This is a genomic window from Clostridium sp. Cult2, from assembly GCF_021655075.1.
Taxonomy (GTDB): domain Bacteria; phylum Bacillota; class Clostridia; order Tissierellales; family Tepidimicrobiaceae; genus Schnuerera.
In genome coordinates, this window is record NZ_PPXX01000002.1 from 42,084 (window position 1) to 55,557 (window position 13,474).

Sequence of the window (13,474 nt, forward strand, 5' to 3'; positions counted from 1 at the left end):
CCCAGCTCTCTAAAGTATCAGATTAAACTTACTCTTCCCTTCATTACCTTTATTATATACTGGTTTATTTACTTAATCAATATACAGGAAAATTTTAGTTTTGTCAAGATAATTTAATTATTGTGACCAGCCTATTCTTAATACATATAATGATATTAGCTATATAAAAGGAGTGATTTTATGTATCCACAAGATTATAATCAAAGGCATCCTGCAGTACCACCTTTATACCCTATGGATCCATGTAGACCAAGGCCAATGCCTTATAATGAAGAGCCTATGCCAATGGAACCCTATATGCCCAATATGCCATATATGCATTGTCCTATGATGGACCCTAGGTTTAGAGATTGTATAATGGTATGTATGATGCAATGTGGTAATTATCCAATGTATCCTGAATACCCAATGAACATGGATTATGGAGCTGCTAATTACAATTATCCACCTGCTCATCCTATTAATATGGATGAATCGGTTATCTATTACCCAGAAGAAATGAAATAGTAGAAATGTCCTCAAATTGAGGACATTTCTTAATTATTACAAAAACTTAATATTTCTTTGAGGATTAATATTATTAAACCTATTAAAAGGTAATTTATACCATTTCAATATTCCATAATGCTGATTTAAATCAGCATTTAAAAAATTTCAGAATATATTGAATAATATGGGAAATAATAAGTTTGAATCAGAATTTTACCTATTTTTGGACGTTTTTATGGTAAAATTTGGATAAAAAGTTGACAGCAAAATCCTTTTTGAATAGAATACTATCTAGTCAAAATATGGGAGGTAAAAAAATGGAAGAATTTTCAACAAAAAAGGCTAACCATTTTAAAATGTTGACTGTTTTAGCTATAACTGCAAGTTTATCTTTAGGAGTATATATGCATACAGCAAAGGATGTTACCATCACTATAGACGATGAGCAAAAAAAGGTTATTACCTATGCTGATACAGTAGAAGAACTTCTTAGACTAGAAGACATTGTTCTAGATAAAGATGCATATATTAATATTCCGTTGGACACTAAATTGGAAAACGACATGAATATAATTATAAAGACACCTAAACCTTATATGTTAACTTTAGGGGATAAAAAGGGTGAAATTAAATCCGTTCATATTAAAGTCCGGGATATATTAAAGGATTTAAATATTGAATTGGGAGAAAAGGATTATACTTATCCTAATCTTGATGAGGAAATTAACCCTGAGACAGAGATTGAAATCATCAAAGTTGAAGAAATCATAGAGGAATTTGAAGAGCCCATTCCTTATGAAAATATAGTTAGAAAATCTGATAGACTGGACTTAGGTGTAGAGAAAATCATCCAAGAAGGAAAAGATGGATTGAAAAATATAAAGATAAAAAAAGTATTCGAAAATGGTAAACTTGTTTCAGAAAACATTATAGGAGAAGAAACTATTCTGGAACCTATTCCTAAAATAATGGAAAAGGGAACAAAAAATACGATAGCTTCTTCGAGAGGTAATATAAGGTATAGAAAAGCTATTACCATGACAGCAACTGCTTATGATTTATCCTATCAAAGTACTGGTAAAAGACCTGGAGATAAATATTATGGTATTACAGCCTCCGGTACTAAAGCCAGACCTGGTGTTGTAGCAGTTGACCCACGAGTAATACCTTTAGGTACTAGATTGTATGTGGAAAGCCTTGATGGTAGTAAAGATTATGGCCTTTGTGTAGCAGAAGATACAGGTGGAGCTATCAAAGGAAATAAAATAGACTTATTTTTCAATACATCTGGGGAAGTAAGACGTTTTGGTAGAAGAAAAGTAAAAGTTTATATATTGGAGTAAATCAATGGACAATTAAGAAATGTCATCCTAAACGTCAGCGAAGGATCTTGGGCGACCTATGGTCGCCTTAATTGTCTATTGTCAATTGTAAAAGATTCCACATATGAATATAGTTATAAATATGGATATTATGTAGGATATTAGGGCTGCTTTTAGGGTGTGTCTGTGGTCCTTTACACCGATGGAGCCAAAATATAAGGCTATGGTATAGAATATGGTTTCTGAGGAACCCATCATAACGGAAGCCACTACTCCTGGAAAGGAATCTGGTCCATAATGACTTATAATATCCTTTACTACCCCTAATGCTCCAGAACCAGATATAGGTCTTATTAAAATTAGAGGCAAGAGTTCTTTTGGAATGCCTAGTAATTTGGTAATAGGGCTTAAAAGGTCAGTAATCATATCCAAAGCACTAGAACCCCTAAATATACCTATAGCTATAAATATGGCAATTAAATAGGGCATTATCTTAATGGCAGTTTTAAATCCTTCTACTGCCCCTTCTATAAAAGTAGTATAAATATCTATTCCCTTTATATATCCATGACCAAGAATTATCAATATCATAAAGGGTACTATTCCTAAAGAGATAATCTCTAACATTTTTTTCTCCCCTCTAATATTTTCCCAACAATTACAGCCACAAAGGTGGACAAAAAAGTAGCTAATATGGTTATTCCTATTATTCCTGTAGGATTTTTTGAGCCATAATCGTATCGAAGTTTTACTATGGTTAATGGCACTAATTGTAAAGAAGACATGTTTATAATCAAAAACATGGCCATAGCATTGGTGGCTCTTTTTTTATTGGTATTTAAACTATCTAATTCTTTTATGGCTTTAAGCCCAAAGGCAGTGGCTCCATTCCCTACTCCAAACATATTGGCTATGAAATTCATTAGTATCCATCTTTCTGCTGGGTGGTTTTTTGGGATATCAGGAAATAGCATCCTTATTATAGGTCTAAATCCTTTAGATATACTTTTTATAAGGCCAGACTTTTCTGCAATATTCATTATGCCTAACCAAAAAGACATTATACCAATGAGGCTTATAGCAAAGGTAACTCCTTCTTGAGTCTCCCTTAGGATGATATTATTTATCTCCCCTAAATTTCCTGTAAAAATTCCATATAATATACCAACGAAAATCATTAAAAACCATATAGTATTAACCATAAAAAAACTCCTTTCATAGAAATATATGAAAGGGGCTAGAATAATATTTATTTTATTTTAAGCATTAATTTTCAGAATATTCCATAAGTTCTCTTTTTGGTGCCTGGCACCGAAAAGAGAACTTATTTTCTATATATGTTGAAGAATGGCGTTTTTTCTTTTTTTAAGAGGCCCTTTTCTACTAGATTGTTTAGCTTTTCCTCAAATAGGCTTAAAGGATAGGTAAGGCCTGTTTCTGATTCTATTTCTTTTATTACATTTATAAAGTCGTTGCCATTGATAGGTAGTTTGCCTTCTATAATATTTAAAAATTTATTATCGTCTTCTACGGTTTTGTTTTTTAATTCATCAAAGGGGTTCTCCCTATGAGGGCTGGTAGTATTTGCTGCTCTAATCCTAGCAAATATAGTCCTCCCCATGGAAGCTTCTGATATAAATACATCTCCTGTTCTCAAATAGGGTAACCTTCTTGCTTCTTCCTCTGTTATATCCGTCTCCTCTTTTATGGTCTGTATATCTGAAGCCCTTACAGTCCTAAATATGAATTTGGTATTTAATTGGGCAGTTATGGTCTCATCTAATAAGGTTGGTCTTTGGGTGGCTAATATTAAAAAAGCTCCATATTTTCTTCCTTCTTGGGATATTTCCTTTAGTATGGATTTTGATGGAGAATCATATCCTTTTGGCGCAAAATTATGGGCTTCATCTGTAACTATTAAAAAAGGTGGAAAATAATCTGCAGTAGTCTTTTTATATAAGGCGTCTTTATAATCCCTTCTCTTATGGTATATATTATTTAATAGATAAGTGCTAAATACCTGAAGTATCCTAGTACTACCTTGGATTACTATTAATTTCCCCATATGTAATCCTTCTTCAATCTCCTTAATATCCTTGCTAAATATTCCTTCATTGTCCAATCTATTCAATCTCCATATAATTCCTCTTACAGAACTATAAGGACATGTTTTATCATAATTTAAATATATTTCCTTCCTCTTTTGCCAACCTTCCTTTTCTAATCCAGGATTACTTTCTTCTATCCTTCTTACTATTCTGTCTAAGGAACCTTCTTCTTGGGCTTCTGCCAACATTTTAAGTCTGTTGTGAAAACTGTTGTAAGAATCATTCCTCTTAAATAGTATATCTACTACATTGTTCATAGCGTCTGTCAATGGGCTGGAAGCATCTAATAGATTTTTTATATCCTGATGGGATAAATCTTCAAAACGGACTCCTACATGGAATCCTACTTGTAGACATTTGAATCTGTCCTTATAATTATCTACCTTTTCTTTAGGCATATAGTCCCCTATTTCACTAAAATCCATTTCAAAATGAGGATCTAATACTATGGTAGGAATATTTAAATCCATCAATTCTTCTAAAACTACCCTAAGTCCAAAGGATTTACCTGAACCAGAACCGCCAAACACTCCAATATGAGGATATTGGTGCATAGATTTTATATCGAATATATAGGGAATATCTTTTTGTTCTTTGAGTTCACCTTCTTCAAAAGTATACAATAAATCCTTGTACTGTTCATCCATATTGTCAGCCATCTGATCTGTATTCTTTATTATTCCTAATACTAAACCTTCCTCTGGAGAAGATTTAATCATCAAATCCTTAACTTCATCAAATACGGGAACTCTTACACTAGAACCTGTTTCTACTGGATATAAGGCTTCGTTTAATAGTCTTACCTTTCCAATATATATGGTATCCTCTTCTATATTGTATCCAATAGCCTTTAAGGACTCTATTACAGAACTATCAGCTAGTTCCCCATGCATACTTAAGGGTATATATCTATTGTAGGTCTTAGCTTCTACTACTTCCCCCATTAAATCCCCTTGATAGGAGTCTACAATGATTAAAAATTCATTTATCCTAAAATTTCTATCTTTAGAGCCTATATATACTTCCTGTTGAGTAGTAATACCAACTACTTTCATTTCTATCCCTCCTACATTGTTCTCTTATCCCTTTCAGAAATAAAGAATTTCTCTAATATTTCCCTATCTAAATAGGATTCAAGTAATCCCCTTATCATCTTATCAGGTATTTTAACTTCACTATCTACTATGTCAATCCATAGGGGTACCCCCCTACCATCCTTAGGAGTTAAAGTAAATACAAGTTTTGCCATCTCTTCTAAGTAATTTCTTTGATTATCTAATATATCCATACCTATTACGTTTGGAGCTTCTGAACTCCTCATAAACAAGGATGAAAAGCCCTCTTGAGCTTTCTTTGTAACTTCTGCTTGGATCGGAACCATTTCTCCATATTCCAATAGCCCGTATAATAGCTCCCTATCGTGGAAGGATTCCTTTATGGATAAGGATTTATCCTTCATGAGTAAATCGCCTATTATAGAGGTTTTTATATCCTTTATTACCCCTATTAAAATAATATCATTTTCTTCACATTCCTTCCTTAATTCCATCCATCTATTAAAACTTTCTATATAGTATCGGATAAGGGAACCATCCATTATTACTGCATAGGGTTTAAATTTGCGAACTCCTTCTAATGCTACTTCCACTTCTATGGTAGAAAGTTTTTCACTTCTAATGGATTGATCCTTCTCTAAAGGGTTTTCTAAAGGATTAGTTTCTTCCCCTTCGGAATATAAGGGGGTATAAAAGTCGGTTTTATAGATGGGTTTATCCTTATGGATGGTGGATTTAGCTAAACCTTGATAGATTTCAACAAAATGAGGATAAGCTCCTCCCATACGATTGTTAGAACCATCTACCCCTAATATCCCTCCTTCCTGCGAATAGTAGGTCAATTGATCTTTGGTTAATTTTTCAAGCTTTACTATTGGGCCTACATTTTTTTCTATGAACTGTCTGATTAAATTTTTATCCAAGGATAATACATCTTTGTATTTATCTAATAAAATTTTATTTAAATAAACAATCTTTTCCTTTAACTGGTCATTAATATTATACACCTTATCCACCTCACCAAATATAATAAAAATTATCAATTTATTTGTAGATTTTTTAACAAAACCTGTTGACTGATTTTGGTAGTTATGGTATTGTTTTTGTAGAAAGCAGTCGAATTTTCGACCATCAAAATAGGAGGAATGATTATGAAATCAACTGGAATAGTAAGAAAAGTAGACGAACTAGGTAGAGTTGTTATACCTATCGAACTAAGGAGGAACCTAGATATTGAAGTAAAAGATGCACTGGAAATATTTGTTGATGGAGAACATATTGTATTAAAAAAATATGCTCCTGCTTGTATTTTCTGTGGACAAGCCAAAGATGTAGTTACCTATAAAGGTAAAAATATCTGTCCAGCTTGTATGGAAGATTTAAGAAAATAAATACTAATGCCCGCCTTTATGACGGGTATTTTTATTTTATTTTTATGCTCTCCTTATAGACTAAATTCTTGGATATCCCCCTATCTTCAGCTACCTTTTTAACAGCATCTTTTTTGGTTAAACCTTCTTCAATGTATAATTCTAAATGTTCTTTTATACTAATATTTTCAAATATATCCTTCTTTTCTATTTCTGCTCCTTTTACTATTAAAACAAACTCTCCTTTAGGATTTTGAATTTCAAACTTTTTTATTCCATCAGATATATACCCTCTAAAAGTTTCCTCATGTATCTTAGTCAATTCTCTAGATATGGATATCTGCCTATTGCCTAGGACCTTTTCCATATCTTTTAAAAGGTTTAATACTCTATGGGGAGCTTCATAGAAGATTATAGTCCTTTTTTCGTCTTTTAATCTTTCTAATTCCTTTATTCTATCCTTCTTTTTGGAAGGTAAAAAGCCTTCAAATGCAAATTTATTAGTTGGAAAACCAGAGGCTACTAAAGCAGTTATAGAAGCAGTTGGTCCTGGTAAAACTATAACCTCTATTCCATTTTCTATACTCAAATGGATTATATCCTCTCCTGGATCTGATATGCCTGGCATACCTGCATCAGTTACTAGGCCTATATTTATACCTGATTTTAGTTTTTCTATCAATAAATGCCCTTTTGATTTTTTATTATGTTCATGATAGGATATTAAAGGTTTTTTTATATTATAATGATTTAATAGCTTTATAGTATGCCTAGTATCCTCTGCTGCAATTAAATCTACTTCCCTTAAAGTCCTAATGGTTCTAAAGGTAATATCCTCTAAATTTCCTATAGGGGTAGGGCATATATAAAGTATTCCTTCACTCATTTCAATTCTCCTCTTTTACTAAAAAAGACCCTTCTATAGGGTCTTTTCTATATTGGCTTATTATTCTGGTTGAGGTGCATCTACTGGGCATACGTTAGCACAAGAACCACAGTCTATGCATTTGTCTGGATCTATAACATAAATATCTCCTGCGCTTATAGCTTCAGTAGGGCATTCAGCTTCGCAAGCGCCACATGCAATACATGCATCGGTAATTTTATATGCCAAATGTTTCACCCCCCAATTGCTTGTCTGGTACTACGATATAATTTTATCAGATTATCTTAAATAATAAAAGGGTAAATATGAAAATTTAGAACTATTTTTATTTATAATCATTTATTTCATCTTCCACTTCTTCTACTTCTTCTCCTCCACTAATATATTGAGGATTCTTCTCATTTGTCATTATTATTTCATCTACTTTATAATTAAATAATTCCTCTGTATCATCTTCAAGTGTTACTTTAACCTTCACCATTTCTAATAATGTATAGGTTTCGATGATGGTTCCTCTGCCTTCAGGTGTTATTACTATTGTACCTACCGTTGGCATTCTTTCCAATAATTCCTCATATACCTCCTGTTCATATTTTAGACAACACATAAGTCTTCCACACAATCCAGATATTTTGGTAGGATTTAAGGATAAGCTTTGCTCCTTTGCCATCTTAATGGAAACAGGTTCAAACTCTCCCAAAAATGTAGTACAACAAACAGGCTTCCCACAGGGGCCTAATCCTCCTATCATTTTAGCTTCGTCTCTCACACCTATTTGTCTTAATTCTATTCTGGTCCTAAAAATAGCTGCTAAATCTTTTACCAATTCCCTGAAATCCACTCTACCATCGGCTGTGAAATAAAAAATGACTTTATTATTATCAAAAGTATATTCTACATCTACTAATTTCATCTCTAGACCATGTTCAACTATTTTTTGCTCACAGATTCCGAAGGCTTCTTGAGCTTTATCTCTATTGCTTTGGTGGGTTATAAAATCCTCCTCTCCAGCTACACGGAGTACCCTTTTCAAGGGTGGAACTATTTCTGCCTCCGTAACCTCTTTTGGTCCTACTATTACATGGCCAAATTCTATCCCTCTTGCTGTCTCTACTACCACATAGTCGTCTTTACTTATATCCAAATCTTCAGGATCAAAATAATATATCTTTCCTGCCTTTTTAAATCTTACACCTACTACTGTTATCATATATTTAAACCTCCTGCATTCCTAAAAGCATTGTTTCCATAGCTAGTTGGTAATTGACATTTCTATCAATATTTTGTTTTGTCTCCACTATATTGTCTATTATATCATTAATCCTATCTATATTTAAATAGGATTGATTAGATAATATAGAAATTTTATCCTTATTTATTATAAGGTCTGAATCTTCAACCTGCTGATAAATGATTATATCCCTAAACCAATAGAGAATAATATCCAATATCTCTTCATAATCCTCCTTGTTTTTCAGAAAAAAATCTATGGAATTAAATATTTTAATCTTATCTCCATTTATTATACTTTGAATTATTTCAATAATTTCTTCTCTTTTTTTGAAAAAATCATCTGACTGGGAAAGCATTATGGATTTACCTATACTTCCCTTTGTAAAATCTGCAATAAAACTAGCTTCTTCTAAGGTTTTATCATACTCTTTTCTTAATAATTGAACTATTTTGGAGTTTTCTACGGGACAAAATTTAATTATTTGACACCTAGATAATATTGTAGGTATAAGATTATTACTATTAGAAGTTATTAAAATAATATTAATATAGGATGGAGGTTCTTCTAATGTTTTTAATAATGCATTTTGTCCCTCCATCCTCATTTCATGGCTATCATCTATAATTATTATCCTTCTCTTACTCTCAAAAGGAGCTATATTAATATCCTTAATCAAATCATCAATTACCCTCTTCTTAATTAAACCTTTTTCTGGTTCTATTAGTTTCAAATCCGGGTGATTCCAATTATTGAATTTTAAGCAAGAATTACATCTATTACAAGGTTCCAGACCTTGTTCCTTACAGAGTAGAGTTTTTGCAAAAGTTAATGCTACCTTTTTCTTCCCTAAAGACTCCTCCCCTTCAAACAAATAACAATGAGATATTTGTTCTTTCTCAATAGCCTTTTTTAAATTCCCTATTATTCTTTCGTGTCCGATTATATTGTTAAAATCCATGAAATTCCTCCAAAACTAAATCTTCTTAAAATCTTCCATATTCAATATAAATATATGAACGCCACCTATAGCTATATGATCCTTCCCTCTGCTAGTTTTTTTATCTTTACATTCTTCTTCTATTGTCTTTACAACATCATCAACCTTTTCATCATCTACTCCTATTAAAAGGGTAGTGTTTCCAGATTTTAAAAACCCACCAGTAGAAGATAGCTTAGTAGTCCTATATTTTTTTGTCATAAGACTTTTTATAACCTTTGTTGAATAATCGTCTTGAACTATGGCAATTATAAGTTTCATTCTAACTCCTCCCAATTATATCTTAATATGCTTTTCCACATCTAAAATAAATAAGGTGGCCCCTCCAACTTTTACCTCTAGTGGATAAGGTATATAGGTATCCCCTGGCATAGATACGGTTAACAAGGAAGTGGTAATATCTCTAGTCTTACAATTATCTTCTATTATCCTTATTACCTCATGAACTGAATCATCCTCAACCCCCATCAATAAAGTGGTGTTCCCAGATTTTAAAAATCCACCAGTAGAGGCTAATTTTGTTACCCTATATTCCTTTTCTGTAAGTTCATCTATTAGGCTTGGAGCATCTTGATCTTGAACTATGGCAATTATCAGTTTCATTCTAACTCCTCCTTTTAAGTATATTTTCTATATAATATATACTTTGCTTGAATACTTCTTCTATAGATTTTGTTGCATCAATTATTTGGATATTTTCAGGATACATCTTAATAAGCTTCATATATCCCTCATATACTTCCTTATGAAAATCTATTCCTTCTCTTTCTAACCTATCCCCTCCTTTTTGTTCTGTTTTTCTATTTAAAGTAGTTACAGGATCTACATAAAAAAACAATGTAAGATTTGGTCTAATGCCTTTAATAGCAAAATCGTTAATCATCTTTACTTCTTCTATACCTAATTTTCTACCTACTCCTTGATAGGCTAAACTTGAAAGGATAAACCTTTCACAGAGTACAATCTTGCCTTCCTTTAACGCTGGTAAAATCTTCTCGTGGACATGCTGCCCTCTTGAGGCGGCGTAAAGAAGTGCTTCCGTCTCAGGAGCCATATTTTTATTGTTTTTATCTAAAATAATATTTCTAATCTTTTCACTTATTTCGGTGCCTCCAGGTTCCCTAGTAGAGATAAAATCCATATTGTTATTTATAAAATAGGTTACTATCTTCTCCATAATAGTGCTTTTTCCTGATCCATCTGGGCCTTCTAATGTAATAAATATTCCCTTCAATACTAAGTCATTCCTTTCTTAATCTACTGCTTCCATCTTTTCTCTATTATAGCCTATTAACCCCATTATTTCTATACCTTTATCCATTAAAAACCGCATATATTCTACCAGTTCTTCCGTAATCCGTTCTCCTGGGCACAGAAGGGGTATTCCTGGTGGATATGGCGTTATGAAGGAGGCAGATATTTTCCCTAAAGCTTCCTTTAAATCTAATACCTTTCTGTTTTTATAAAAGGCTTCATATATTGGTAATACTATATTAGGTCTTAACATATTAGGTATTATAGTGTTTATTTCTTCATAGGGTATTTTATTAGCTATTTCTTCTATGGCTCTGCTTAACAAATTAAAATCTCTTTCTTCATTCATTAGACTAGTTAAGGCTAAACAATAATTAATATCTTCCATCTCCAGATAGATATTGTAGTCCTCTCTTAATATATTACTTACTTTTGTCCCAGTTATGCCATCTATTCTAAATAGCACTTTGGTAGTATCCTTATCAAAGATGGTATTGTCTTCTTCATCTCCTGTAAACAGATAAGCCCTAGGGATTTTCTCCAATTCCTTTGTCAATTCATGAATCCTCATTATATTTTCTTCTAATCTTATTATTCCTTTCCCTTCCATATATGCCCTTGCCATTTCCAAGGATGCCATGAACAAATAGGAGGGACTGGTGGTCTGATAGAGGGATGACATGGTTTTTAATTTTTTTATATCTACCCGATTTGTTCCTAAATGAATCATTGAGGTTTGAGTAAAACTAGGTAAAGTTTTATGAATGCTTTGAACTGTTATATCTGCTCCTGCCTTCAGTGCAGATATTGGCAATTTATCGGAAAAAATAAAATGGCTGCCATGAGCTTCATCTACTAATAATATTCTATCATATTTATGAACTATTTCTGCTATTCTTTTTATATTAGAACAGATTCCATAGTAATCTGGATATGTTAATACTACTGCTTTAATTTCTAAATCTTCCTTTAATTTTTCTTCTATTATATATGGGTCTACTCCTGTGAATATTCCATAGTTTTCATTGTAATTAGGATAGACATATTCTATATTTAATCTATTTAAGATGGCTCCATTATATATGGATTTATGGGAATTCCTTTGTATCAATATCTTGTCTCCTGGATTGGTTATTGCCCCTAAAGCTATGTAGATACCTCCTGTAGTACCATTAACAGAATATAGGGTATCCTTGGCACCAAAGGTTTTAGCTGCTAAAGATTGGCTTTCTTTAATAATCCCCCTAGGATCATGAAGATTGTCCATGCCAGGTATTTCCGTAATATCTATTTCAGGTATAAGCTCTTTCCAATTTAATAAAGTACTCTTTCCCTTATGCCCTGGAGTATGGAAGGAAATAGGGTTTTTATCTTTCATTTTTTTTAGTTTATTAATAATAGGTGTATCCAATAATCCTTCACCTGCCTATTCAATATTTATATTAATTATATATTATTTGTGAAAAAATTTAACCCCGTAATTTATTCTACGGGGTTTAAGATTGTCTTATTGTATATATATTTTTTTAAGATTGATTTTATTATCTCTTTATAATAATCGTACTTTTTATTGGATATGGAAGTAGTTGCTATGGCATTATAACAGTCCTTACACAGATTTGTCCCTAGTAAATCTACATTATCCTTTGCCTTTTCATTACATAGTTCACAATTCATATAATCAACCCCTTACTAACTTATTTACTAGGATTTTTGCCTTATTATTATATCCTATTCATGCAAAATCCATTTTGTGCTTGGCAATGGAAAATTTAAAATAAAATATTTATCTTCTCCCCACATTTAGTACATTTTTTATCCTCTATTCCCTTTACTTCCCCTCTATCATATCTGCTAATAAGTTGATTTGAACAATTAGGGCAATAGGTGTTATTATCAATACCCCATACATTTCCTATATATACATAGTCTAAATATCTTTTAGAAATTTCCTTTAATCTCACAAGGGTATCATAGGTAGTCTCTGGTAATTTCATCTTGTAAGCGGGAAAATATTTGGATAGATGGAGAGGTATACTTCTATCTATGCTAGCAATCCATTGAGCTAATCTATTTATCTCCTCATCGGAACTATTTTCTCCTTCAACAACTAAAGTGGTTATTTCCACATGGGTAGCTTTAGCTGCCAATTCAATAGTCCTTTTTACAGGCTCTAACCTACCTTTGCATATTTTCCTATAATAATCATCTGTAATGGACTTTAAATCTATATTCATAGCATCTATATGGGGTAACAGTTGTTTTAAAGGTTCTTCATTAATATATCCATTGGTAACCAATACATTTTTTAGCCCCTGCCTTTTAGCCAGTTTAGCCATATGGTATACATACTCATAGAATATACTAGGCTCATTATAAGTATAGGCAATGCCAATGGACCCTCTAGATTTTCCTAATAATATGATATCCTCATCTTCTATTTCCATAGTAAGGGAATCTTCATGGGCAATTTCCCAATTCTGACAAAAATCACAAGCCAAGTTACAACCAAAACTTCCTACAGAAAGAATATTTGAACCAGGATAGAAATGATATAAGGGTTTTTTCTCTATAGGGTCATAGGCATAGGAAGTAATCTTTCCATAGTTCAATGATATAAGTGTTCCATCAATATTTTTTCTAGCTTTACAAATCCCAATGCTTCCATCTTGGATAGTACAATTGTGAGGACAAAGATGACATTTTACTATATTATTTTCCTTTTTTTCATAATACATGCATTCCATAATATAACCCCC

General features: G+C 32.2%; 17 protein-coding genes and 1 other annotated feature (1 of these 18 running past the window's edge). Of the genes, 3 read left to right on the forward strand and 14 right to left on the reverse strand.

The features are described from left to right. Nucleotides 1-53, reverse strand: a binding site (T-box leader) (it extends 189 nt beyond the left edge of the window). Between the two features lie 127 nt (nt 54-180). Together C3E90_RS00315 and C3E90_RS00320 are read left to right on the forward strand one after the other, a co-directional pair. After that, nucleotides 181-507 carry a hypothetical protein gene (locus C3E90_RS00315; protein WP_236913552.1) on the forward strand — a complete coding sequence of 109 codons (327 nt, stop codon included), beginning with the start codon at nt 181-183 and terminating at the stop codon, nt 505-507. A gap of 299 nt (nt 508-806) precedes the next feature. After that, the gene (locus C3E90_RS00320) at nt 807-1,832 is read left to right on the forward strand and encodes a 3D domain-containing protein (RefSeq protein WP_236913553.1); all 1,026 of its coding nucleotides are present in this window, start codon (nt 807-809) and stop codon (nt 1,830-1,832) included. 81 nt (nt 1,833-1,913) lie between these two features. On the opposite strand, the gene C3E90_RS00325 is transcribed toward C3E90_RS00320, so the two are convergent. From C3E90_RS00325 to C3E90_RS00340, 4 genes are all read right to left on the reverse strand, one after another. Further along, entirely contained in the window at nt 1,914-2,438 is a 525-nt protein-coding gene (locus C3E90_RS00325; protein ID WP_236913554.1) for a spore maturation protein, read from the reverse strand. Further along, complete coding sequence (locus C3E90_RS00330; RefSeq protein WP_236913555.1) at nt 2,432-3,013, reverse strand: nucleoside recognition domain-containing protein; 582 nt, start codon at nt 3,011-3,013, stop codon at nt 2,432-2,434. The genes C3E90_RS00325 and C3E90_RS00330 overlap by 7 nt, the downstream gene beginning before the upstream one ends. A gap of 122 nt (nt 3,014-3,135) precedes the next feature. Continuing rightward, nucleotides 3,136-4,974, reverse strand: coding sequence for an ATP-binding protein (locus C3E90_RS00335; RefSeq protein WP_236913556.1), 1,839 nt, complete (start codon nt 4,972-4,974; stop codon nt 3,136-3,138). Between the two features lie 11 nt (nt 4,975-4,985). Then, a complete protein-coding gene (locus C3E90_RS00340) occupies nt 4,986-5,981 on the reverse strand; it encodes a DNA double-strand break repair nuclease NurA (RefSeq protein WP_236913557.1) in 996 nt (331 codons plus the stop codon). A gap of 144 nt (nt 5,982-6,125) precedes the next feature. Between C3E90_RS00340 and C3E90_RS00345 the strand changes: the two genes are divergently transcribed. After that, complete coding sequence (locus C3E90_RS00345) at nt 6,126-6,365, forward strand: AbrB/MazE/SpoVT family DNA-binding domain-containing protein (protein ID WP_272879011.1); 240 nt, start codon at nt 6,126-6,128, stop codon at nt 6,363-6,365. 31 nt (nt 6,366-6,396) lie between these two features. On the opposite strand, the gene rsmI is transcribed toward C3E90_RS00345, so the two are convergent. The 10 genes from rsmI to amrS form a co-directional block, all read right to left on the reverse strand. After that, on the reverse strand, nt 6,397-7,230 hold the full coding sequence (rsmI, locus tag C3E90_RS00350) for a 16S rRNA (cytidine(1402)-2'-O)-methyltransferase (RefSeq protein ID WP_236913559.1): 834 nt from the start codon (nt 7,228-7,230) through the stop codon (nt 6,397-6,399). Between the two features lie 60 nt (nt 7,231-7,290). After that, nucleotides 7,291-7,458 carry a DUF362 domain-containing protein gene (locus tag C3E90_RS00355; protein WP_005582914.1) on the reverse strand — a complete coding sequence of 56 codons (168 nt, stop codon included), beginning with the start codon at nt 7,456-7,458 and terminating at the stop codon, nt 7,291-7,293. A 97-nt stretch (nt 7,459-7,555) separates the two neighbouring features. Beyond that, nucleotides 7,556-8,440, reverse strand: coding sequence for a PSP1 domain-containing protein (locus C3E90_RS00360; RefSeq protein WP_236913560.1), 885 nt, complete (start codon nt 8,438-8,440; stop codon nt 7,556-7,558). 4 nt (nt 8,441-8,444) lie between these two features. Beyond that, nucleotides 8,445-9,422: a DNA polymerase III subunit delta' gene (gene holB, locus C3E90_RS00365; RefSeq protein ID WP_236913561.1), complete on the reverse strand. Its 978-nt coding sequence runs from the start codon at nt 9,420-9,422 to the stop codon at nt 8,445-8,447. 15 nt (nt 9,423-9,437) lie between these two features. Further along, the gene (locus C3E90_RS00370; protein ID WP_236913562.1) at nt 9,438-9,722 is read right to left on the reverse strand and encodes a cyclic-di-AMP receptor; all 285 of its coding nucleotides are present in this window, start codon (nt 9,720-9,722) and stop codon (nt 9,438-9,440) included. Nucleotides 9,723-9,737: 15 nt separating this feature from the next. Next, nucleotides 9,738-10,064 carry a cyclic-di-AMP receptor gene (locus C3E90_RS00375; RefSeq protein WP_236913563.1) on the reverse strand — a complete coding sequence of 109 codons (327 nt, stop codon included), beginning with the start codon at nt 10,062-10,064 and terminating at the stop codon, nt 9,738-9,740. Nucleotide 10,065: 1 nt separating this feature from the next. Beyond that, a complete protein-coding gene (gene tmk / locus C3E90_RS00380; protein WP_272879012.1) occupies nt 10,066-10,695 on the reverse strand; it encodes a dTMP kinase in 630 nt (209 codons plus the stop codon). Between the two features lie 18 nt (nt 10,696-10,713). Then, entirely contained in the window at nt 10,714-12,126 is a 1,413-nt protein-coding gene (locus tag C3E90_RS00385) for an aminotransferase class I/II-fold pyridoxal phosphate-dependent enzyme (RefSeq protein WP_236913564.1), read from the reverse strand. Between the two features lie 71 nt (nt 12,127-12,197). Then, nucleotides 12,198-12,392, reverse strand: coding sequence for a sigma factor G inhibitor Gin (locus C3E90_RS00390; RefSeq protein WP_236913565.1), 195 nt, complete (start codon nt 12,390-12,392; stop codon nt 12,198-12,200). Between the two features lie 95 nt (nt 12,393-12,487). Beyond that, a complete protein-coding gene (gene amrS, locus C3E90_RS00395; RefSeq protein ID WP_236913566.1) occupies nt 12,488-13,462 on the reverse strand; it encodes an AmmeMemoRadiSam system radical SAM enzyme in 975 nt (324 codons plus the stop codon). Between the last annotated feature and the right edge of the window lie 12 nt (nt 13,463-13,474).

What these genes read in the sequence shown, in the direction of transcription:
- holB (WP_236913561.1), bottom strand. Translation starts at nt 9,422, where the DNA reads ATGGATTTTAACAATATAATCGGACACGAAAGAATAATAGGGAATTTA.
- C3E90_RS00330 (WP_236913555.1), bottom strand. Translation starts at nt 3,013, where the DNA reads ATGGTTAATACTATATGGTTTTTAATGATTTTCGTTGGTATATTATAT.
- C3E90_RS00390 (WP_236913565.1), bottom strand. Translation starts at nt 12,392, where the DNA reads ATGAATTGTGAACTATGTAATGAAAAGGCAAAGGATAATGTAGATTTA.
- C3E90_RS00335 (WP_236913556.1), bottom strand. Translation starts at nt 4,974, where the DNA reads ATGAAAGTAGTTGGTATTACTACTCAACAGGAAGTATATATAGGCTCT.
- C3E90_RS00345 (WP_272879011.1), top strand. Translation starts at nt 6,126, where the DNA reads ATGAAATCAACTGGAATAGTAAGAAAAGTAGACGAACTAGGTAGAGTT.
- C3E90_RS00360 (WP_236913560.1), bottom strand. Translation starts at nt 8,440, where the DNA reads ATGATAACAGTAGTAGGTGTAAGATTTAAAAAGGCAGGAAAGATATAT.
- C3E90_RS00320 (WP_236913553.1), top strand. Translation starts at nt 807, where the DNA reads ATGGAAGAATTTTCAACAAAAAAGGCTAACCATTTTAAAATGTTGACT.
- C3E90_RS00370 (WP_236913562.1), bottom strand. Translation starts at nt 9,722, where the DNA reads ATGAAACTTATAATTGCCATAGTTCAAGACGATTATTCAACAAAGGTT.
- C3E90_RS00375 (WP_236913563.1), bottom strand. Translation starts at nt 10,064, where the DNA reads ATGAAACTGATAATTGCCATAGTTCAAGATCAAGATGCTCCAAGCCTA.
- C3E90_RS00325 (WP_236913554.1), bottom strand. Translation starts at nt 2,438, where the DNA reads ATGTTAGAGATTATCTCTTTAGGAATAGTACCCTTTATGATATTGATA.
- amrS (WP_236913566.1), bottom strand. Translation starts at nt 13,462, where the DNA reads ATGGAATGCATGTATTATGAAAAAAAGGAAAATAATATAGTAAAATGT.
- rsmI (WP_236913559.1), bottom strand. Translation starts at nt 7,230, where the DNA reads ATGAGTGAAGGAATACTTTATATATGCCCTACCCCTATAGGAAATTTA.
- C3E90_RS00315 (WP_236913552.1), top strand. Translation starts at nt 181, where the DNA reads ATGTATCCACAAGATTATAATCAAAGGCATCCTGCAGTACCACCTTTA.